Origin of the sequence: Demequina silvatica (genome assembly GCF_000971215.1) — a bacterium.
GTDB classification, from domain to species: domain Bacteria; phylum Actinomycetota; class Actinomycetes; order Actinomycetales; family Demequinaceae; genus Demequina; species Demequina silvatica.
Map to the genome: position 1 here is coordinate 223,076 of NZ_BBMA01000002.1, position 20,863 is coordinate 243,938.

Below are 20,863 nucleotides of genomic sequence, written 5' to 3' on the forward strand. Positions count from 1 at the left end.
GTCTGCGACGCCCGGAAGGGGCGCATCGTCCCCCGGGACGATGCGCCCCTTCCGTCTTCCGGCGGAGGCACCCGGCGCGCGGGCTGGCTAGGCTCGACGGCATGACGGAACCCGCGATCGCCATCGCCGGCCTGCGCAAGCACTACGGCGACCTGCACGCCGTCGACGGCCTCGACCTCGAGATCCCGCGCGGCGAGGTGTTCGCGCTGCTGGGCCCCAACGGCGCCGGCAAGTCCACCACGGTCGAGATCCTCGAGGGCTTCCGCAAGCGCACCGCCGGCGACGTGCGCGTGCTGGGCGTCGACCCCCACCACGCGACCAAGCAGTGGCGCGACCGCGTCGGCATCATGCTCCAGGGGACGTCGGAGCGCGGCTCGCTCACGGCGCGCGAGGCGCTGGGGTACGCCGCGAGCCTGTACCCGTCCCCGCGCGGCGTCGACGAGATGCTCGAGGCGGTGGGGCTCACGGAGAAGGCCGGGTCGAAGCCGGCGACGCTGTCGGGCGGCCAGCGGCGGCGGCTCGACGTCGCCCTCGCGCTGATCGGCCGCCCGGAGATGGTGTTCCTCGACGAGCCGACCACCGGCTTCGACCCCGAGGCCCGCCGCCAGTTCTGGACGCTCATCGAGTCCGTCCGCGGCGACGGCACCACCATCCTCCTCACCACCCACTACCTGGACGAGGCGGACCACCTCGCGGACCGCATCGGCATCATCGCCGCGGGCCGCATGGTGGCGCTCGACACCCCCGCGGGGCTGCGCGCGCGGGCGGCCGATGCGCGGGTCACGTGGGTCGAGGACGGCACCTCCCGCACCGAGGAGACCCCGACGCCCACCGCGCTGCTGCGCGACCTGCTCGCCCGCACGTCGGGTGAGATCGAGGGCCTCGAGGTGGTCCACCCTTCCCTCGAGGACGTGTACCTGCGGCTGATCGGCGATGCCGCGAGCGCGGCCGCCCACCCCACCGGCACCGCGACCGAGGAGGCCTCGGCATGACCGCGACCACCGCATCGTCCGCCCCCACCTGGATGTCCATGACCCGTGGGCGCTTCGTGGTCGAGGTGAAGGAGTTCACGCGCACCCGGGAGCAGATGGTCTTCATCTTCTTCTTCCCGATCATGCTGCTCGTGCTGTTCGGGTCGGTGTTCGGCGGGCAGGAGATCGCGGACGGGGTGTCGTTCGCGCAGTACTTCCTGCCGGGCATGATCGCCTCGGGAATCCTCAACACGGGCTTCCAGTCGTTGGCGATCTCGATCGCGATCGACCGCGACTCGGACGCGCTCAAGCGCGTCCACGCGACGCCGCTGCCGGCGACCGCGTTCTTCGCGGCGAAGGTGGCCCAGGTGCTCGCGGTGTCGGTGGTCCAGATCGCGGCGCTGGTCGCGATCGGCGTCGCGTTCTACGACGCGCAGCTGCCGTCCGGCAGCGGCTGGTGGACGTTCGCCTGGGTCTTCCTGCTGGGCACCGCGGCGTCGACCACGCTCGGCATCGCGATGTCCTCGCTGCTCCGCAACGCGAAGGCCGCGTCCGCGATCCTCACCCCGCTGGTGCTCTTCCTGCAGTTCACGTCCGGCGTGTTCCTGGTCTACACGCAGATCCCGACGTTCCTTCAGCACGTCGCCGCGGTGTTCCCGCTCAAGTGGCTCGCGCAGGGCATGCGGTCGGTGTTCCTGCCCGAGAGCTTCGAGGCGGCCGAGGCGAGCGGGTCGTGGCAGCATCCCGCGACGGCGATCGTGCTCGCCGCGTGGATGGTCCTGGGCCTGATCGTCGCGGTGCGCACCTTCCGGTGGACCCGGCACGACGACAACTGACAGCCTCCCCTGAGCGGCCTCTGCGGCGCCTGCCAGGGTCCGCGCCCCATGCTGACGGCATGAAGCGCACCGCCACCCGCATCGCCGTCACGCTCATCGCCACGGGCTCGCTCCTCGCCGGACCGCCCGCGGTCGCGGCACGCGCACCGTACACGCCGTCACGGGACGATGCGGCGGCGACCTCGGTCCCCAGCCCACCGAGGCGCGACGCACCCCGCCACGTGGCGGGCCAGCGCATCCCCGAGGTCGTCGCCATCCTCCCCGACCGGGCGCGTGCCCGAGCCGCGGCGGCAGCCTGAGAGAGCTCTCAGACTCCGGCGAGCAGGCTGGAGCCATGAACACCTCAGCAGCAAGATTCGCGGCGACGATCGCCGCAGCATCCGCGGTCCTGCTCGGGGTCGGCGTCGGGGCGACGGCGTTGTCGCGCTCCGGCTCCGGCGCGGAGCCGGACCCCACGGTGGGCGACGCCGTCGTCGTCGACTCGTCGGACGACTCGACCCCCGAGCCGTCGTCGTCCTCGAGCGCGACCCCCGACGACTCCCTCACCACGGTCCCCCACAGCCCGTCCGTCGACGACCTCACCGACGACCACGGCGGCGACCGCCCGGACGACGTGAGCGACGACGTCGAAGACGACAGCATCGCGCTCCCACCCGGCGACACCCGTGTCGACGACGAGGCGGACGACTCGGGTCACGACTCCGCCGAGGACGCCACCGACGACAAGGGAGGCGACCGCGCCACCACCGACGACTCGGGTCACGACTCCGCCGAGGACGCCACCGACGACAAGGGCGGCAGCTCGGGCCATGACGGCTCGGACGACTCCGCCGACGAGAGCGAGCACGAGGACGACTGAACCCGATAGCGTGGCGCCGGAAGGTGACGATGACCTCATGGTTCGGGCAGTCCGGCGCTCGCGCGGGTTCCGTCCGCGCCCGGGTGGTGATCTACCTGGTGGCCCTCACCGGGGTGGCGCTCGCGGTCGCCGGCACCACGGCCTTCCTCATCGAGCGTGACGCGGTCGAGCGAGGCGTCACCGACGAGCTCTCCGCGATCGCGGACGACTACCTCCGATGGATCGCCGAGACCGAGCCGACGGGGATCGACGCCCTCATGCGGGACGCGGTCGCCCGGTACACCGGCACCGAGGACGAGGGCGCGGTCGCGCTCGTCGACGGGCGCGCCCGCTATGTCCCCGCCAGCGAGGGCCGGCTCCGGCTGGAGGACGATGAGGAGCTGCTCGACCTGCTGTGGTCCGACACGACCACGGCGGTCGAGGTGCGCCGCGCAGAGACGTCCAGCGCGCGCTACGGATACGCGGCGATGCCGTTCATCGACGCGGCCGGGACGCGGGTCGCGGTCCTCGCCATCGCGATCGACGAGGGCGCGCGCGTGGGCGAGCTCGTCGACACCTTCACCGTGTACGCGATCGTCGCGATCGTGGCGACCATCGCGATCGGCGCGCTGGGGTTCGTCACCGTGGGTCGCCTGCTCGAGCCGGTGCGGCTGCTCGACCGCACCGCGCGGCGCATCAACGAGACCGACCTCGGCGAACGCGTGCCGATCGTGGGAGACGACGACCTCGCGGGCCTGTCGCGGACCGTCAACGCGATGCTCGACAGGCTCGAGCGGGCGTTCTCCGACCAGCGGCGGCTCCTCGACGACGCCTCGCACGAGCTCCGCACCCCGCTCACCGTGGTCCGCACGCGTCTCGAGCTCCTCGAACCGCGCGACGCGGACCAGGTCGAGGCGACGCGGGACGAGCTACTCGCCGTGACCGCGGACATGACTCGGCTGGTCGAGGACCTGGTCACGCTCGCCAAGGCCGACCGTCCCGAGTTCCTGCGCCTCGCACCCACCCCGCTGGCTGAACTCACCGATGCCGTCGCGGATCGCATGGCGACGCTAGGAGACCGTGCGTGGAGCGTCGAGTCGCGCGCGGACGGCACCGCCGTCGTCGACCCGCAGCGCCTCACCCAGGCGTGGATGCAGCTCGCGGCCAATGCGGTGAAGTTCTCGGAGGACGGATCGGCCGTGCGCGTGGGCAGCGCGCGCGACGGCACCGATCTGCTGGCCTGGGTGTCGGACGAGGGTCGAGGCATCGCTCCCGCGGACCTCGAGTCCGTCCGCGAGCGATTCGTGCGGCTCGACCCCGACGCGGAGGGCCTCGGCCTGGGGCTGCCGCTGGTGGGCGCGATCGCGCACGCCCACGGGGGCGAGCTCGAGATCGCGTCGACGCCGGGCCACGGGTCCACGTTCGTCATCCGGGTGCCGTGGCGGGAGGAGCCGTGAAGATCCTGCTGGTCGAGGACGAGCCGCGGCTCGTGGCGAGCTTGCGCGACGGCCTGCGCACCGTCGGCATAGAGATGGACCACGCGCGCACCGGCCGGGAGGGGCTGGCGCTCGCGCTCGCAGGCTCCCACGACGTCATGGTGCTCGACATCGGCCTGCCCGATCAGGAGGGCTTCACCGTGCTGCGGCGCCTGCGGGCGGCCGGCTCCGACCTCCCGGTCATCATCCTGACGGCCCGCACCTCCGCCGAGGACACGGTGCGAGGGCTCGAACGCGGCGCCGACGACTACATGCCCAAGCCGTTCTCCTTCGACGAGCTGGTCGCCCGCATCCGTCTTCGCGCGCGGCGCGACAGCCCCGCGCCCGACCCGACAGTGCGCGTGGGCCGCTGCGCGCTCGACCCCGTCGCCCGGCGGCTCACGTGCGATGACGAGGAGGTGCCGCTGAGCCCGCGCGAGCTCCAGCTCGCCCACCTGCTCATGACGAACGCCGGCGAGGTCGTGACGCGCGCACGCGCGCTCGAGGAGGTGTGGGGTTCCGCGGCGCGAGACAACGTCCTCGACGTGTACATCCGCTACCTCCGCACCCACCTCGGCGCGGATGCGATCGAGACGGTCAGGGGAGTCGGGTACCGCTTCCACGGTTGACGGCGCGCTCGTCCCTTCGGACGATGCCGGCGCCCGGCCCACGCCCTACGCTGGCCTGATGGACGCCAAGGGGCCGCGCTGGGGTGACGTCGCGATCGCCGCGTCCCTGCTGGTGCTCGCGCTCATCGGCACCCGGGGCGCCGCCTCCTTCGGGCCCGCGCCGCGCGAGTACGACGCGCTCGGCTACCTGCTGATCGTCGCGCAGGTGGTCCCGCTCGTGTGGCGCCAGCGGCACCCGCGCGTGGTCGTGTGGGCGATCCTCATGCCGTGGGTCGTCGCGGTGGGCCTCGGCTACCCCGACACCGCGGCGATGTTCGGCATCTACGTCGCGCTGTACGGCCTCGCCGCCTACGTGCCACGGCGCACCGCGCTGCTCCACGGGGCCGCGGTGCTGCTGCTCATGTTCTCCTGGACGGTCGTGGGGCTCTTCGCGACCGACTTCGTCCAGTGGACGTCGCTCATCGCGGTCACGCTGGCCGTGGTGGTGCCCATGATGATCGGGTTCGTCGACTTCCGTCGCCGCGAGCGCATCACGGAGCTCGAGCTCGAGCACGCGCGGCGCGAGCAGGCGCAGCAGGTGGTCGCGGCGGACGCCGTCCGGGCGGAGCGCGCGCGGATCGCGCGCGAGCTGCACGACGTGGTCGCGCACGAGATCACCGTGATGACGCTGCAGGCGGAGGGCGCGCGCCGCCTCGCCCGCGAGAGCGATCCGCGGGTGTCCGAGGCGCTGGAGACCATCGCGGCGTCCGGCCGCACGGGCCTCGCGGAGATGCAGCGGATGATCGGCGTGCTGCGCGCGACCGAGCAGGACGCGGTCGACACCGCGGAGCGGGACCGCGCGCTCGCGGAGCTCGAGCCGATGCCGGCGCTCGCCGCGCTGCCCGCGCTCGCGCAGCAGGTCGAGGACGCGGGGCTTCCCGTCGAGCTCAGCGTCGAGGGGACGGCGCACGTCCCCGCCGGGGTGGAGCTCAGCGCGTACCGCGTGGTGCAGGAGGCCCTCACCAACGCCATGAAGCACGCCGGCCCGGGCGCCCACGCGCAGGTGACCGTGGTGCGCCGTCCCGGCCAGGTCACCGTCCTGGTCGAGGACGATGGCCGCGGCATCATCTCCGACGCGGCCCGCCAGAGCGGCGGCCATGGGCTGCGCGGGATGGCGGAGCGCGTCCACGCGCTCGGCGGCTCGCTCGAGTACGGACCGCGCAGCGGCGGCGGCTTCCGGGTGCGGGCGGTGCTGCCGTCGGCGGACGACCAGGTGGGCCGCCGGTCCGCCGGCACGGCGAAGGGTGGACGATGATCCGGGTGGCGCTGGTCGACGACCAGGCGATGGTGCGCGTGGGGCTGCGCATGATCCTCGAGTCCGAGGAGGACATCAGCGTGGTCGCCGAGGCGACTTCCGGCGCGGAGGCGGCCGGGATAGTCGCCCAGCACGCCCCCGACGTGGTGCTCATGGACGTCCGCATGCCCGGCATGGACGGCCTCACCGCCACGCGCGAGGTGCTCGCCGCGCACCCCGGCACGCGCATCGTCATCCTGACCACCTTCGACGACGACGAGTACGTGTACGAGGCGCTGCGAGCCGGCGCGTCCGGGTTCCTGCTCAAGAGCGTCGACGGCGACGCGCTGGTGAGCGCGGTGCGCGTGGTCGCGGCGGGCGAGGCGCTGCTCGCTCCCGAGGTGACGCGCCGCGTGATCGAGCAGTTCGCGCGCACCGCCCCCGTCGCGCCCGAGGACCACACCCCCTCCCCCGAGGCCGTGGGCGACCTGTCCGACCGCGAGGTGGAGGTGCTGCGCCTCATGGCGCGCGGCCTGTCGAACCAGGAGATCGCGGCGGAGCTGTACGTGTCCTCCACCACGGTGAAGACCCACGTCAGCCACATCCTCACCAAGCTCGGCGTGCGCGACCGCGTGCAGGCGGTGGTCGAGGCCTACGACTCCGGGATCGTGCTGCCGCGGCCGTGAGCCTGCGCCGCAGACCCGGCCCGCGCATCGTCCCTCCGGGGTCATCCCTGAGGCGGACCCGCCGGAACCGTCCTCGCGGACGATGACCGCGGCGCGCGCGCTTCGCCAGACTGGCCACGACACCACCCATCCACGAGGGGCATCCATCATGACCACCACCGTCACCCTCGCCGCGTCCATGCGCGGCGGCACCAAGGACTACGGCTCGGGCGACGCGGCGGTCCGCGCGCTCGACGGCATCGACGTCGACATCGCGGCCGCCGAGTTCACGGCGATCATGGGCCCGTCGGGCTCGGGCAAGTCGACCCTGCTGCACACGCTCGCAGGCCTGGACCGGCTCACCGCCGGCGAGTCCTGGATCGGCGACCAGCAGATCTCGAGCCTGTCCGAGGACAAGATCACGCAGGTGCGCCGCGACAAGATCGGGTTCGTCTTCCAGGCGTTCAACCTCATCCCGTCGCTGACCGCGCGCGAGAACATCACGCTGCCGCTCGACATCTCGGGCCGCGACATCGACCCGGCGTGGTTCGACGAGATCATCGGGATCCTGGGCCTCGCGGACCGCCTCACGCACCTGCCCGCCGAGCTCTCGGGCGGCCAGCAGCAGCGCGTCGCGGTCGCCCGCGCGCTGGTCGCGCGCCCCGAGCTGATCTTCGCGGACGAGCCGTCCGGCAACCTCGACTCGCGCTCCGGCGCGGAGCTGCTCGGCTTCATGCGCCGCGCCGTGAAGGAGTTCGGCCAGACCATCGCGATGGTCACCCACGACCCGTCGGCCGCGTCCTACTCGGACCGCGTGCTGTTCCTCGCCGACGGCCGGATCGTGGACGAGATGCGCGAGCCCACCGCCGACCGCGTGCTCGACCGCATGAAGCAGATGGGGCACTGATGTTCCGCCTCGCCGTCAAGTCCGTCAAGCACAACCCCAAGAGGCTGGTGCTGACCGCGATCGCCGTCGCCCTGGGCGTCGCGCTCGCCGCGGCCACGTTCACCCTCACCAACGCGCTCTCGGGCGGCTTCCACCAGCTGTTCGAGGAGATCTACTCCGGCACCGACGTGATCGTCGAGGAGGCGCCGTCCGAGTCCGAGGAGGAGGGCGACCAGTTCGCCGCAGGCGACTCGGTGTTCTCCACCGACGACCTCGCCGCCGTCCAGGCGGTCGATGGCGTCGGCCTCGCCGTGGGCGGGATCCAGGTCATGGGTGCGGTGCTGCCCGCCGACTTCGAGCCCACGGGCGAGCTCACGGCCGGCGGCGCCCCCAGCCAGCTGTTCAACTGGTCGGGCGAGCCCCGCATCGACCAGTCGACGCTGGTCGAGGGTCACGGACCGGAGACCGACACCCAGATGGTCCTCGACGTCGACAGCGCGCCGCGCCTGGGCTACGAGCTGGGCGACCAGGTGGCCGTCGCGACCGACTCGGGCGTCACCGAGCTCGAGCTCGTGGGCCTCGTCCGCTTCGGCGAGTCCAACTCGCTGCAGGGCGCGACGCTCGGCTACATGACCGAGGCAACCGCGTGGGAGCTCGCGCAGTCCGACGGCTACCAGAGCATCTCCGTGCTGGTCGCGGACGGCGCGGACAAGGACGAGGTCGCGACCGCGATCTCCGACGTCATCCCCGACGGCACCCGCGCCATCACGGGCGAGGACAAGGCCGCGGAGCAGGCGCAGGAGCTCGACGACCTGCTCCAGTACATCGACATCTTCGCGATCGCGTTCGCGCTCATCGCGCTGTTCGTCGGCTCGTACATCATCGTCAACACGTTCCGGATCATCGTCACGCAGCGCACCCGCGAGTTCGGGCTGCTGCGCGCGATCGGCGTGAGCGGCCGCCAGCTGCGCACCATGATCCTGCTCGAGGCGCTCGTCATCGCGGTGGTCGCGTCGACGGTGGGCATCGCGCTGGGCTACCTGGGCGCGCTCGGGCTCTCCGCGCTGGTGGAAGCGGTGTCGGGCAACATCTTCGGCACCGTCACCCTCCCGATCGACGCCCTGCTGTGGGGCTACGCGCTCGGCGCGCTGGTCACGCTGATCGCGGCGCTCATGCCCGCGATCCACGCGTCGACCATCTCGCCCATGGAGGCGCTGCGCGAGTCCGCGACCGAGTCCAAGAAGCCGCTGCGGCTGCGCAACATCGTCGGCGGCGCGCTCGCGCTGCTCGGCGTGCTGGCGATCGTCGTGGGTCTCTACATGGACGTCCCGCGTCCGTACGTGTACGTGGGCGCCGGCGCGATGGTGCTCATCATCGGCGTGACGCTGCTCGCGGCGCAGGTCCTGGTGCCGCTCGCGTACGGCCTCAAGTCGCTGCTCACGCGGCTGTTCCGGGTGGACGGCAAGCTCGCCGCCAACAACATCCGCCGCGAGCCTCGCCGCAGCGCCAACACCGCGGCCGCGCTCATGATCGGCGTGATGCTGCTCGCGCTGGTCTCCACCTTCACGGAGTCGCTCAAGAGCGTGGTCACCGACCAGTTCGCGAGCAGCGACGCGGACTTCTTCGTCCTCTCCACCCAGGGCGCGATCCCGGCCGGCGCGATCGAGACGCTCGAGTCTGAGGACGGCGTCGACTTCGTCACGTCGCTCGGCGTGGACTCCGCGCAGTTCGAGGGGACGGGCTACGCCGTCGCGTCGATCGACCCCGTGACCGCGGAGGCGGCGTTCGACTACAACAACGAGCCCGCGTTCACCGAGCTCGACGGCGGCGTCTTCATCGACCCGGTCATCCAGGAGCTCGGCGTCGAGGTGGGCGACCAGGTGACCCTCGAGGGAGCCGAGGGCTCGGCGACGCTGGAGGTCACCGGCCTCTACCTCAACGAGGGCGACGCCAACTTCTGGGTCGACGAGGCGACCGGCGCGGAGCTGTTCGGCGAGTACGACGTGGTCCAGGCGATGGTGGTCCTGGACGAGGGCGTGGACGCCGCCGCGGCGCAGGAGCAGCTGGCGGAGGCCCTCGCGGCCGACTACCCGCTCGTGGTGCTCCAGGCCCCCGACGAGCTCGCGCAGTTCGCGAACCAGTTCATCGACCTGCTGCTCGGCGTGATCTCGGCGATGCTCGGCGCGGCGCTCATCATCGCAGTGCTGGGCGTGGCGAACACGCTGCTGCTCTCGGTGACGGAGCGCACCCGCGAGATCGGCCTGCTCCGCGCGGTGGGCGTCCGGCGGCGCTCCATCCGCCGCATGATCCGCATCGAGTCGCTCGTCATGGCGATCTTCGGCACCATCCTCGGCATGATCCTGGGCGTGGGCCTGGGCGTGGCGCTGGTGCGGGCGCTCGAGGAGTTCGGCTTCTCCTCGGTCGCGATCCCGTGGACATGGCTCGGGATCTACATGGTGCTGGCGATCATCGCCGGCGTGGTGGCGGCCATGTCGCCCGCGCGCCGCGCGGCCAAGCTCGACATCCTGCAGGCGATCGCCTTCGACGGCTGACGGGCGGCCCGCGAAGCGCGGGACGATGCGGCGGCCCCCGGGGACTCGAACCCCGGGGGCCGCTCGCGTCCGGTCTAGATCTCGACGCCCACCGCGACGGGCTCGGGCACCAGCGTGATCCCGAAGGCGTCGCGCACGCCGTCGCGGACCGCGCGCGCGAGCTCCACGACGTCGGCGGCGGTCGCCGCTCCCCTGTTGGTGAGCGCGAGGGTGTGCTTGGTCGACAAGGTGGCCCGCGCATCGTCCCTCACGGCGAAGCCGCGCGCGAAGCCCGCGTGCTCGATGAGCCAGGCCGCGGAGGTCTTCACCAGGCCCTCGGCGGCGGGGTAGCGCGGTGCGTCGGCGGGGACGGCCTCCGCGTGCACGATCGGGTTGGTGAAGAACGAGCCGGCGCTCCACGTGTCGTGGTCGGCGGCATCGAGGACCATGCCCTTCGAGGCGCGCAGCGCGAGGACCGCCTCGCGGACGTCGGTGATGGGCACGCGGGCGCCCAGCTCCACGCCGAGCGCCGTCGCGAGCTGCTGGTAGCGCACGGGTGCCGAGAGGCTCGCCATCCGCGTGTGGAAGGTGACCTCGAGCACCACGTAGCGCGGCGTGGGTCCCCACGGGCCGTGCGTCATGGTGCGCTTGAGCATCGAGTCGCGGTAGCCGAACTCGGCCTTGACCAGGGGCAACGTCTTGACGGAGCCTGCCTCGCGGTCCCACGTGCGCACCACGGCGACGATGTCCTTGACCTCCGCGCCGTACGCGCCGACGTTCTGCACCGGCGTGGCGCCGGTCGAGCCGGGGATGCCGGAGAGGGCCTCGAAGCCGCTCCACTTCGACGCGACCGCCTGCGCGACCAGCGTGTCCCACGGGGTGCCGGCCGCGGCGGTGATCGACAGCCCGCCGCACGCGCCGTCGTTGACCAGCGACACGTCCTCGCGGCGGTCGCGGACCACCACGCCGTCGAAGCCCTCGTCGGCGACCAGCAGGTTGGAGCCGCCCCCGACCACCAGGAGCGGCGCCCCGTCGGTGTCGGCTGTGCGGACGGCGTCGATGAGCTCGGCCTCGCTGTCCGTCTCGCGCAGCTCGCGAGCCGGGCCCCCGACGCGCAGGGTGGTCAACGCGGCAAGATTCATGCGCCCAGGGTATCCGCGCCGCGCCGCCGCTCCTCGCGGGTGGGCGCCCCCTCCTCGGGCAGCGCCTGAACGGGCTCCACGCCGTCCGCGATCACCGCGGCGGCGGCGTCGCGATCGGCCTCGGCGTCGATCGAGACCGCGGCCGCGCGTTCCCGCCGCGCCAGCGCGCGCTGGGACCGGAATAGCGGTCCCGCGGCGCGCACCGCGCGCGCGAGCAGGAACGAGATCAGCGCCGCGGGCACCGTGACCAGCAGCGCGCGACGCAGCTCCACCACGTCGCCCAGGTGGCCGATCACCTGCGGCATCACCAGCCCCGCGATGGTGGAGAACGAGGACACGGCCGCGACGCGCGCGGCGGCGCGATCGGGCTCGTCGGAGGCGGCGGAGAAGCCGATCGGGACGCCGAGAGCGGCGCCCAGGCCCCACAGCACCATGCCCACGGGCACCAGCCACAGGCCCGGCGCGAACGCGAACAGGCTCACGCCCACGATCACGAGCGCCGCGGAGACCCGCAGCGTCACCACGCGCCCGAGGCGCCCGATGACCGCCGCGCCGCTCCACCGCAGCGTCACCATCGCGACCACGAACACCCAGTACAGGAGGTCGCCCACCGCCTCCGGCTGGTCGAAGGCCTCGACCACCGCCAGCGACGCCCACTGCGCCGCCGCGCCCTCGATGGTCGAAGCGCAGAACACGATCACGCCGATGAGCACCACGCGCCTGTCGCGGTACTCGTCCCGCGCGGCGGCGAACGGGCCGCCCAGGCCGGGCCGCGCATCGTCCGGGCGCGGCCGCCCGTCCATCACCGCCGCCGGCAGGACCGCGAGACGGAGCGCGGTCAGCGCGATCCCGACGCCCGCGAAGTGCCACACGGGCGCGATGCCGAGGTGCGAGATCCACGCGCCGAGCGCGAGCCCCATCGCCATGCCCACGGAGAAGGCGGCGTGGAACTGCGGCAGCACCGCGCGTCCCATGGCGCGCTCGACCGCCGCCGCCTCCGCGTTCATGCTGACGTTGGTGAACGCGAAGCCCACGGAAACCAGGAACGACGCGACCGCGAACCAGGCCTGCGATCCCCACGCGGTCGCGGCACCCAGCAGCACGATCGCGGCGAGGAACCCGAACGAGGACCACCACAGCAGCGCCCGCGTGCCGAACCGCGCCACCATCCAGCCGGTCACGAGCAGCGCGCACAGGGCGCCGAGCGCGCCGAACAGCAGCAGTCGCGCGAGCTCGCCCGTGCTCACGTCGAGCAGCTCGGTGATGGTCGGGTAGCGCGACACCTGGGTCGCCATGAAGACGCCCATGATCCAGAACAGGGCGAGCACGCCGCGGCGGGCGGCCGCGGTGCGGGCAGGGCGTTGGGTCATGGCTCCCTCGGGACGATGCGCGGCGCGGCCGTGGCGCGGATGGTCGGGCGGGCGGCGCTAACCTGGGGTCTGACCGAGCCGAGGGAGAGCCGCGTGACGCGCACACGCCGACCGACGATGGCCGACGTCGCCGCGAAGGCGGGCGTGTCGCTGTCCACTGTATCCCTCACCTACTCGGGCGCCGGACCGCTGTCCGCCGAGACCCGCGCGAAGGTCGAGAAGGCCGCCGAGGAGCTCGGCTACGCGGGTCCCGCGCCGCACGCGCGGGCGCTGCGCTCGGGCCGCACCGGCGTGGTGGGCGTGGTCATCCACGAGCGCCTCCAGCTGTCCTTCCGCGACCCGCTGATGCTGCGCATCATGGACGGGCTGGTGGGCGACCTCGGCCAGATGGGCCTGGGCGTGCTGCTCATCCCCACCCCCACGGGCGAGCCCGGGGAGCGGTCGCTGCTGGAGACCGCCGCCATGGACGCCGCCGTGCTGCTGCGCGTGCGCGATCACGACGGCGAGCCGGCGATCGACATCCTGCGCCGCCGCGGCCTGCCCATGGTGGTGATGGAGGGCGAGGCCCCCGCCGGCGCGGGCGTGCTCGAGATCGACGACCGCGGCGCGACCGCTGAGCTGATCCGCCACCTGGTGTCGTTGGGTCACACGCGGATCGGCACCATCACGCTGCCCGCGGGGCTCGACGGCGAGACGCGCGTGGTCCCGCTCGACGAGGCGCTCGCGAAGACGGCCTGGACCCCCGTCCACCGCCGGCTCGAGGCGTTCGCGGAGGCGGGCGTCGAGCCGTGCGTGGTGGTGGAGGCGCGCGCGTCGATCGTCGCGGAGGGCATTGCGGCGGCGCACCTCGCGCTCGCGTCGGAGCCGCGGCCCACCGCGCTCGTGTGCCAGTCCGACCTGCTCGCCGGTGGCGCGATCATCGCGGCACGCGAGCTCGAGATCCCGGTACCCCAGCAGCTGTCGGTGACCGGCTTCGACGGCATCGAGCTGCCGTGGATCGCCCCGCACGAGCTCACCACCCAGGTCCAGGACGCGGAGGCCAAGGGCCACGCGCTCGCCGCCGAGGTGGCGGCGCTGCTGCGCGGCGAGTCGCCCGCGCCGGTGGTGATGCCGCTCGAGCTGCGCATCGGGTCCACCACGGCGCCCGCGCCGCGCTGAGGCCGCGCGCCCCCGCCTCGCGCCCGGGGCTGCCCGTCCTGCAAGCAGGCACGCGACCCATTCGATCCTGCATACGGGACGCCGCGCCTCGCATGCAGGGTTGTTGAACCGGCGGACCTGCATGCAGGACGCGCACTCGCGTCGCGCCCGGACGCACCGCGGCCCCGGGCCTCGCGTGGAGGACCGGGGCCGCGGTGGACGATGCGCGGGTCAGCCGAGCGCGGTGAGCAGCGGCCCCATCGCGAAGTACAGGACGAACGCCGCCGCGGTGCCCCACATGAGCGGGTGCACCTTCTTGGCGCCGCCGGTCGCGACCTGCAGCACCACGTAGGAGATGAAGCCGGCGCCGATGCCCACGGAGATCGAGTAGCCGAACGGCATCAGGATGAACGTGAGGAACGCGGGGATCGCGATCCGGAAGTCCTTCCAGTCGATGCCCGCGACCTGCGACACCATGAGGAAGCCGACCACCACGAGCACGGGGGTCGCGGCCTCGAACGGCACCATCGCGTACAGCGGCGTGAGGAACGTCGACAGCAGGAACGCGATTCCGGTCACCACGGACGCGAGACCGGTACGCGCGCCGTCGCCCACGCCGGCGGCGGACTCGATGTAGGACGTGTTCGAGGAGACCGAGCCGAAGCCGCCCGCGGCGGCGCCGATCGAGTCGACCAGCAGGATCTGCTGCGAGCGCGGGGGGTTGCCCTGCTCGTCGTTGAGGCCGGCCTCGGCACCCACGGCGGTCATGGTGCCCATGGTGTCGAAGAAGTCGGCGATGAGCAGCGAGAACACCAGCAGCAGGGCGGTCAGCACGGGCAGCGACGTGAAGCCGCCGAACAGGTCGACCTGGCCCACGAGCGAGAAGTCGGGCACCGAGGCGATGGCGTCGGGAACCGCGGGCACCACCAGCGCCCAGTCGTTCGCGACGGCGACGTCCGAGCCGAGGTTCGCGAAGGACTGGATGAGGAACGCCACCACGGTGGCGACCACGATCGAGATGAGCAGCGCGCCGCGTACCTTCTTCACCATGAGGATGACCGCGGTGAACAGGCCCACCACGAACACCACCATCGGCCACGAGCCGATGTAGCCGCCGATGCCGAACTCGGTGGGGGTCGCGCCCGACGCCGGGATGCGGACCATGCCCGCGTCGAACAGGCCGATGAACGCGAGGAACAGGCCGATGCCCACGGCGATCGCCTGCTTGAGGAACGCCGGCACGGCCGCGAACACCGCGCGGCGGAAGCCCGACAGCACCAGCAGGGTGATGACCAGGCCCTCGATCACCACGAAGCCCATGGCGGCGGGCCAGGTCATGCCCTCGCGGGTCGCGATGCCGAACGCGACGAACGCGTTGAGGCCCAGGCCGGCCGCAAGCGCGAGCGGGAACCGCGCCCACACGCCCATGAGGATGGTGAGCAGGCCCGCGACCAGGGCGGTCGCCGCGGCCACGAGCGCGCGGGCGACGTCGGGGTCGGTGGTGCCGCCGATGAACATGCCGGTGCTGTCCGGGACGCTCGTCAGGATGATCGGGTTCAGCACCACGATGTAGGCCATCGTGAAGAACGTGGTGAGACCGCCGCGGATCTCCTGGCCGAAGCTCGAGCCACGCTTGGTGATCTCGAAGTACGAGTCGAGACGGCCGGTGATACCGGTCCGCTCCTCGGTGGTTGCGCTCATGCGTCCTCTCTCACGCAGGGGAGAGCGCGCGTCATCGACGCTCTCCCGGGGATGGTGCGATCCCGGGGGAGCGACGCTAAAGCCGCATGCGCCATGGACGCGCGACCGGATCTCGCGCGGTCACCCTACCGGGTCGCGGGCGGGACCGATGACACTCGCGTCACCCGGTGACGCAACTCACGCGCAGGAGACGACCGCCTGCGCCTTCCCCAGCACCTTCTGGCCGTCGTTCTCGACCGTGATGTCGATGCGCGCCGTGCGGGCCTCCGCGTCGAGCGCGCCCACCTTCGCGGTGAAGCTCACGGTGGCCTCGCCGATCGCGGGCACCGGGATGGGACGGGTGAAGCGGGTCTGGAGGTCGACCACGTTGCCGGGCCCGGCCCACTCCTCCACCACGGACGCCGCGGTGCCCATGGTGAGCATGCCATGCGCGATGACGCCGGGCAGGCCCACGGACTCCGCGACCACCTCGTTGTAGTGGATCGGGTTGAAGTCGCCGGAGGCGCCCGCGTAGCGCACCAGGCTGTCGCGCGACAGCTCGACCTGACGCTCGGCGACCACCTCCCCCAGCTCGAGACCGTCGAAGGACGGGCCGTTCTCGGTGCTCATCAGGCCTCCTCGCGCACCGCGAGGGTGCTGGTCACGGTGGAGACGGGCGAGCCGTCCTCGTCCGACAGCTCGGTCCGGGTGGTGACCATCGAGATGCCGCCGCGCTGCTTGATGTCGTCGATGTGCACGGTCGCGGAGATGAGGTCCCCCGCGATGATCGGCCGGTGGTGAGTGAAGCGCTCGTCGGCGTGGACGACGCGCGAGAAGTCGACGCCCACCTCGGGGTCGACCACCACGTGGAACTCGGCCTGCTGGGCGATCACCACGGCGAAGGTGGTGGGCGCGACCACGTCGGGGTAGCCCTCGGCGCGGGCCGCCTCCTCGCTGCGGTGCGCGAAGGAGCGGGCGTCCACCGCGTCGGCGAACTCGCGGATCTTGATCCGCGTGACCTCGTAGGGCTCGTGGGGGCCGTACGCGCGACCCACGGCGTCGATGTTCACTGGCACAGTGCCACCCTATCCAGGAAGGGCGCGCCGCCGCGCGCGTGGGGACGATGCGCGGGCCGGGTGGGCGTCACGGCCACCGGTACGTCGCGACCAGGGCGCGGTGGTCGGACCACGGCATCGCCACGGTGACGACCTCGGCGGCCACCATCCCGGTGTCCCGCGCGAGCACGTGGTCGATCGCGACCAGCGGCTGGCTGAGCCACATCGGTGGGCCGTGATGGAGGCCCATGGGACCGTTCGGGTAGGTCGCATTCACGCCCATCCCCGCCTGGTCCGAGGCGTCGGCGTAGCCGAGCGCCTCGATCCCGCGGAACCCGGCGTGGTCGCGGGTGGTGTTGAGGTCCCCCGCCACCACCACGGGGCCCTCCTGGGCGGCGAGCACGTCGACCAGCGCGGCGAGGTCGGCGTCCCAGTCGGCGTGGTCGATCACGCCGGGCGACTCGGGGTGCGCCGCCACCACGGTGAGGCGCGCGTCGCCGGTGCCCACCTGGGCGCGGATGGCCTGCGCGGTGAAGCCGGGCAGCGACTCCGCCTCGGTGATCGGGCGGGTGGACCACAGCCCCGTGCCGAACTTCCAGTCGCCGGGGTACGCCGCGCTGTACGGCATCACCTCGGCCAGCCCCGCCTCCTCGAGCCGCTCGAGGGCATGCGGCGTGAGCTCGGTGAGGACGAGCACGTCGAGGTCGCTCTCGCGCGCGAGCTCGACCACCGCCTCCGCGTCGGCCTGGCCGTTCGCGAGGCTGAACGTCGCGACCCGCAGCGCGACGTCGCCGTCCGCGGACGTGGCGACGTAGACCGGGGCGATCCACCACAGGCACAGCGCCGCGACCGCCACGCTGACGCCGAGCAGCACCCAGGCGCGCGCGAGCAGCGCGAGCGTGAGCGGCACCGCGACGGCCAGGGTGACCCACGGCATCAGCGAGACCAGCACCGCCAGCGGCCCGGCCTCGATCCCGGTGAGCCGCGCGGTCACGGGCACCAAGACCGCGAGCAGCGCGAGGAACGCGAGCACCCGGGCGATCGCGGTGAGCCCGCGACCCAGGGAGGACAGCGCGGACGGGCCGGAACCCTCGCGCGTGTCGACCCCCTGCTCCCCCATGACGGGAGTCTGCCATGGACCGGACGAATCGGACAGGCGCGTCAGCGCGAGGCGTACCTCACCACGAGCGCGCGGTGGTCGGATCCGGGCACCACCACCGTGTCGACATCCACCGCGGCGAGCGGCAGGTCGCGCGTGACCACGTGGTCGAGCGCGACCAGCGTGGGCGGGGTGCGGTCCTGAGGGAACGTGGACACCAGGCCCGCGCCCGCCTCGTCGGCGGCGTCGACGTAGCCGCGCGACTCGAGCTCGCGGAACGCGCGGTGATCGCGCACCAGGTTGAGGTCGCCCGCGGCGATCACGGGGCCCTCGACCGCGTCGAGCACGTCGGTGAGCCGGCGCGTCTCCTCGGACCACGCACGGTGGACCAGCAGCTGCGGCGCCGCCGGATGGATCGCGAGGACCGTGGTGGATCCGGAGGGCAGCTCCACCTGCGCGAGAACCTGGCGGAACGTGTAGTCGTCGAGGCCCTCCCAGCCCGTGATGGGGTAGCGCGACCACAGCCCGGTCCCGGACCAGATCGCGTCCGGGAGCGCCGCGGCGTGCGGCAGCAGGTCCTCGAGGCCCGCCGCGATCAGCGCGTCGGCGGCCCCGGGCGTGAGCTCCTGGAGGGACAGCACGTCCACGTCGTGGTCGCGCACCATGGCGACCACCACCTCGGCGTCGCCCTGGCCCGTGAGAAGGTTCGCGGTCGCGACGGTGAGGGTCGCGTCGCCCGACGCCGCCGCGGACGTGAACAGCGGCGCGGTCCACGCCGCGCAGAGCACGGCGATGGCGACGGCGGCCCCGGCGAGCGCCCACACGCGCGTCAAGAGCGCGAGGGCGAGGGGCACGAGCGCCGCCAGCACCACCCACGGCACCAGCGGGACCACGTAGGCGAGCGGCCCCCGCTCCCAGCCCGTGAGCCGCACCGCCACCGGCACGGCCAGCGCCGCGAGCGCGAGCCAGCCGCCCACCAGGGCGACCCCGCGCCAGGTCAACCGGCGCGCCCGGCCCGCCCCCGCATCGTCCACGGGCGCGAGCCTCCCACACGGCAGGCGAGGCGGGACGCAGGCCCGCCGGGACGCGACGGGCGTCGCCCCCGCGGATCGGGGGCGACGCCCGTGGTCTCGCGTCGCGGTCAGCGCGCGACGCGTGCGTCGAGGTGCTGCGCGGCGAACGCGAGCGCGACGTCGGCCACCTGGTCCCAGCCGCTGTCGATCACCAGCGAGTGGCCGCGACCGGGGATCTCCACGAACTCCGTGGCGGACCCGTTGCGCGACTGGAGGCGGTACGCGGCGTGCGCGATGGCGCGGGGCACGATGGTGTCCTTCTCGCCGGAGATCACCAGCAGCGGTCCGCGCGCGGGGTTGCGGGGGTCGAGCCGGGTGGCCGCGCCCGCGGTGAGGTTCGCCGTGGCGGCCTGGAACAGCGGGCGACCGGGGGCGGCGACGTGGTGCTCGGTGTAGAGCGCGCGGGCCTCGTCCTCGCTCACCGCGTTGGCGAAGCCATAGCGGAACTGGTCGAAGGTGAGGGTCACGGTGCGCGTGCGGTTGGCCGGGTTGCCGAGCACCGGGAACGAGGCCTTCAGGGTGGAGGCCGGGAGCGGCAGCACGCCCTTGAACGGGGCCGGGTCGATCGCGACGGTCGCGGCGGCGAGGCCCAGGTCCGCGACCCGCTGGGCGAGCAGGCCGCCGAACGAGTGGCCGATCACGAGAGGGCGCCGGTCGAGCTCGCGGGCGATCTGCGCCACGTGGTCGGTGACCTCCTGCACGCCGACGCCGGCGAAGGCCTCGGGTCGGTTGCGCGCGTCCTCGACGTCCGCGGGCTCCTCGGGCCAGCGGGCGACCACCACGGCGTAGCCGGCTCCCTCGAGCTTCTCCTGCCAGGCGTCCCAGCTGCTCGCGAGCAGCCAGAGCCCGTGGATGAGGAGGGCGGTGGGGCGGCCGGAGGCGTTGGCGGCGTCGATCTCGCGGACTTCCTGGGCGGTGAGCGTGGTGGTCATGATGGTCTCCTTGTCGGGTCTCGCCGGATCGCTCGACCCGGACGCCAGAGAGAACGATCGTTCTCGCCGGTTTCATTCCCGACTCCACAGAAATTTCTTCCGGGCATGATCCAAGGGGAACGAGCGTTCCGTTAGGGTGACCGAGATGACCACCCCCACAGCCCCCGCCCAGGACGCCCGCGAGCGCCTCGCGGCGACCGCCTCCGACCTCTTCTACCGCGAGGGCATCCACTCCGTGGGCGTCGACCGCATCCTGTCCGAGGCGGGCATGTCGCGCGCGACCATGTACCGCCACTTCGCGGGCAAGGAGGAACTGGTGGTCGCCTACCTCGAGCGCGAGGACCGCACCATCCGCGCGCAGGTGGCGGCGGCCGGCGGCAGCCCCGATCCCCTGCGGGCCGCGGTGCAGGGCATCGCCGAGGACGTGGCCCGGCGTCACACCCGCGGCTGCCCCTTCATCAACGCGGCGGCGGAGTACCCCGACGAGGCGAGCGCCGTGCGCCGCCTCATCGCGACGCACCGCGCGTGGTTCCGCGGCGTCCTCACGCAGGCCGCGGCGGGCGCGGGAGCGTCCGATCCCGAGCGGGTGGCCGCCTCTCTGGTCATGCTGCGCGACGCGGCGCTCGTGGGCGGCTACCTGGACGGCGCCGAGTCGATGCGCGAGGCGTTCCTCGACTCGGCCTCGGCCGTCGCCGGGGTCGACCTCGCCTGACCCGCGCGGCGCCCCACATGGAACGTCGCGCGCGGGAACGAGGAAGGCCCGCCGCCCCCGGGAGGGGCGACGGGCCTTCGGTCGAAGCTGATGCTCAGCGCGTCTCGCGGTGCGCGGTGTGCTTGCCGCACTTCCGGCAGAACTTGGAGAGCTCCACACGGTCAGGGTTGTTGCGGCGGTTCTTCCGCGTGATGTAGTTGCGGTCCTTGCACTCGGTGCACGCGAGCGTGATCTTCGGACGAACGTCGTTCTTGGCCATGGTTCTCTCCCAGCCTTGTAGGGACGCGCCTTGCGAAGGCGCATGATGCAGGCGTTCTGCCTGAATCCGTAGCGAGGGCGGGGCTCGAACCCGCGACCTCACGATTATGAGTCGTGCGCTCTAACCAGCTGAGCTACCCCGCCGCGTGCCGCCCGGAGGCGGCGATCCATCGTACGTGACGACGGACTTGGAGCCCCGACAGGGAATCGAACCCTGGACCTTTTCCTTACCATGGAAACGCTCTGCCGACTGAGCTATCGGGGCTGGCCGGAATAGGTTACACGGACTCGGGCCCAAAAC

General features: G+C 72.8%; 21 protein-coding genes, 2 tRNA genes and 1 pseudogene. 12 read left to right on the forward strand and 12 right to left on the reverse strand.

Annotation, left to right across the window (positions count from 1 at the left end; translation table 11 throughout):
- Positions 1-101: 101 nt before the first annotated feature.
- From AOM05_RS01080 to AOM05_RS01125, 10 genes are all read left to right on the forward strand, one after another.
- Positions 102-992, forward strand: a complete 891-nt coding sequence (locus AOM05_RS01080) for an ABC transporter ATP-binding protein (protein WP_062518767.1) — start codon at positions 102-104, stop codon at positions 990-992.
- Positions 989-1,807 (forward strand): ABC transporter permease, encoded by an 819-nt coding sequence (locus AOM05_RS01085; RefSeq protein ID WP_062518768.1) that lies wholly within the window; start codon positions 989-991, stop codon positions 1,805-1,807. Before AOM05_RS01080 ends, AOM05_RS01085 begins: the two co-directional genes overlap by 4 nt.
- 59 nt (positions 1,808-1,866) lie before the next feature.
- Entirely contained in the window at positions 1,867-2,106 is a 240-nt protein-coding gene (locus AOM05_RS01090) for a hypothetical protein (RefSeq protein WP_062518769.1), read from the forward strand.
- Positions 2,107-2,141: 35 nt separating this feature from the next.
- Entirely contained in the window at positions 2,142-2,666 is a 525-nt protein-coding gene (locus AOM05_RS01095) for a hypothetical protein (RefSeq protein WP_062518770.1), read from the forward strand.
- A 29-nt stretch (positions 2,667-2,695) separates the two neighbouring features.
- Positions 2,696-4,102 (forward strand): sensor histidine kinase, encoded by a 1,407-nt coding sequence (locus AOM05_RS01100; protein ID WP_062518771.1) that lies wholly within the window; start codon positions 2,696-2,698, stop codon positions 4,100-4,102.
- Positions 4,099-4,749: a response regulator transcription factor gene (locus tag AOM05_RS01105; protein ID WP_062518772.1), complete on the forward strand. Its 651-nt coding sequence runs from the start codon at positions 4,099-4,101 to the stop codon at positions 4,747-4,749. The genes AOM05_RS01100 and AOM05_RS01105 overlap by 4 nt, the downstream gene beginning before the upstream one ends.
- A gap of 58 nt (positions 4,750-4,807) precedes the next feature.
- Positions 4,808-6,043 carry a sensor histidine kinase gene (locus tag AOM05_RS01110; protein WP_062518773.1) on the forward strand — a complete coding sequence of 412 codons (1,236 nt, stop codon included), beginning with the start codon at positions 4,808-4,810 and terminating at the stop codon, positions 6,041-6,043.
- Positions 6,040-6,708 carry a response regulator gene (locus tag AOM05_RS01115; RefSeq protein ID WP_062518774.1) on the forward strand — a complete coding sequence of 223 codons (669 nt, stop codon included), beginning with the start codon at positions 6,040-6,042 and terminating at the stop codon, positions 6,706-6,708. The genes AOM05_RS01110 and AOM05_RS01115 overlap by 4 nt, the downstream gene beginning before the upstream one ends.
- Before the next feature lie 148 nt (positions 6,709-6,856).
- A complete protein-coding gene (locus AOM05_RS01120; RefSeq protein ID WP_062518775.1) occupies positions 6,857-7,594 on the forward strand; it encodes an ABC transporter ATP-binding protein in 738 nt (245 codons plus the stop codon).
- A complete protein-coding gene (locus AOM05_RS01125) occupies positions 7,594-10,125 on the forward strand; it encodes an ABC transporter permease (protein WP_062518776.1) in 2,532 nt (843 codons plus the stop codon). Before AOM05_RS01120 ends, AOM05_RS01125 begins: the two co-directional genes overlap by 1 nt.
- 74 nt (positions 10,126-10,199) lie before the next feature.
- Here AOM05_RS01125 and AOM05_RS01130 read toward each other — a convergent pair whose 3' ends face one another.
- The 3 genes and pseudogenes from AOM05_RS01130 to AOM05_RS14710 all read right to left on the reverse strand — a co-directional run.
- Positions 10,200-11,246, reverse strand: coding sequence for a UDP-N-acetylmuramate dehydrogenase (locus AOM05_RS01130; protein ID WP_062518777.1), 1,047 nt, complete (start codon positions 11,244-11,246; stop codon positions 10,200-10,202).
- Positions 11,243-12,253 carry an MFS transporter gene (locus AOM05_RS01135; RefSeq protein ID WP_369401112.1) on the reverse strand — a complete coding sequence of 337 codons (1,011 nt, stop codon included), beginning with the start codon at positions 12,251-12,253 and terminating at the stop codon, positions 11,243-11,245. Before AOM05_RS01135 ends, AOM05_RS01130 begins: the two co-directional genes overlap by 4 nt.
- Positions 12,248-12,643: pseudogene (locus AOM05_RS14710) on the reverse strand (MFS transporter); the annotation flags it as partial. The pseudogene AOM05_RS14710 and the gene AOM05_RS01135, both read right to left, overlap by 6 nt.
- 66 nt (positions 12,644-12,709) lie before the next feature.
- Between AOM05_RS14710 and AOM05_RS01140 the strand changes: the two are divergent.
- Entirely contained in the window at positions 12,710-13,774 is a 1,065-nt protein-coding gene (locus tag AOM05_RS01140; RefSeq protein ID WP_228373165.1) for a LacI family DNA-binding transcriptional regulator, read from the forward strand.
- A gap of 210 nt (positions 13,775-13,984) precedes the next feature.
- On the opposite strand, the gene AOM05_RS01145 is transcribed toward AOM05_RS01140, so the two are convergent.
- The 6 genes from AOM05_RS01145 to AOM05_RS01170 all read right to left on the reverse strand — a co-directional run bounded on the left by AOM05_RS01145 (position 13,985) and on the right by AOM05_RS01170 (position 19,592).
- Positions 13,985-15,454 (reverse strand): NCS2 family permease, encoded by a 1,470-nt coding sequence (locus AOM05_RS01145; RefSeq protein ID WP_062518780.1) that lies wholly within the window; start codon positions 15,452-15,454, stop codon positions 13,985-13,987.
- Between the two features lie 177 nt (positions 15,455-15,631).
- The gene (locus AOM05_RS01150; RefSeq protein WP_062518781.1) at positions 15,632-16,063 is read right to left on the reverse strand and encodes a MaoC/PaaZ C-terminal domain-containing protein; all 432 of its coding nucleotides are present in this window, start codon (positions 16,061-16,063) and stop codon (positions 15,632-15,634) included.
- Positions 16,063-16,509: an FAS1-like dehydratase domain-containing protein gene (locus tag AOM05_RS01155; RefSeq protein ID WP_062518782.1), complete on the reverse strand. Its 447-nt coding sequence runs from the start codon at positions 16,507-16,509 to the stop codon at positions 16,063-16,065. Before AOM05_RS01155 ends, AOM05_RS01150 begins: the two co-directional genes overlap by 1 nt.
- A gap of 67 nt (positions 16,510-16,576) precedes the next feature.
- A complete protein-coding gene (locus tag AOM05_RS01160; protein ID WP_062518783.1) occupies positions 16,577-17,608 on the reverse strand; it encodes an endonuclease/exonuclease/phosphatase family protein in 1,032 nt (343 codons plus the stop codon).
- Positions 17,609-17,649: 41 nt separating this feature from the next.
- Positions 17,650-18,621 (reverse strand): endonuclease/exonuclease/phosphatase family protein, encoded by a 972-nt coding sequence (locus AOM05_RS01165; RefSeq protein ID WP_156164980.1) that lies wholly within the window; start codon positions 18,619-18,621, stop codon positions 17,650-17,652.
- Positions 18,622-18,728: 107 nt separating this feature from the next.
- The gene (locus AOM05_RS01170) at positions 18,729-19,592 is read right to left on the reverse strand and encodes an alpha/beta hydrolase (RefSeq protein ID WP_062518785.1); all 864 of its coding nucleotides are present in this window, start codon (positions 19,590-19,592) and stop codon (positions 18,729-18,731) included.
- A gap of 145 nt (positions 19,593-19,737) precedes the next feature.
- Between AOM05_RS01170 and AOM05_RS01175 the strand changes: the two genes are divergently transcribed.
- Positions 19,738-20,304, forward strand: a complete 567-nt coding sequence (locus tag AOM05_RS01175; RefSeq protein ID WP_062518786.1) for a TetR/AcrR family transcriptional regulator — start codon at positions 19,738-19,740, stop codon at positions 20,302-20,304.
- Between the two features lie 94 nt (positions 20,305-20,398).
- Here the strand turns inward: AOM05_RS01175 and rpmG are convergent, their stop codons facing one another.
- The 3 genes from rpmG to AOM05_RS01190 all read right to left on the reverse strand — a co-directional run bounded on the left by rpmG (position 20,399) and on the right by AOM05_RS01190 (position 20,827).
- Entirely contained in the window at positions 20,399-20,563 is a 165-nt protein-coding gene (gene rpmG, locus AOM05_RS01180; protein WP_042213233.1) for a 50S ribosomal protein L33, read from the reverse strand.
- Between the two features lie 69 nt (positions 20,564-20,632).
- A tRNA-Met gene (locus tag AOM05_RS01185) sits at positions 20,633-20,706 on the reverse strand.
- 45 nt (positions 20,707-20,751) lie between these two features.
- Positions 20,752-20,827, reverse strand: a tRNA-Thr gene (locus tag AOM05_RS01190).
- Positions 20,828-20,863: the final 36 nt, after the last annotated feature.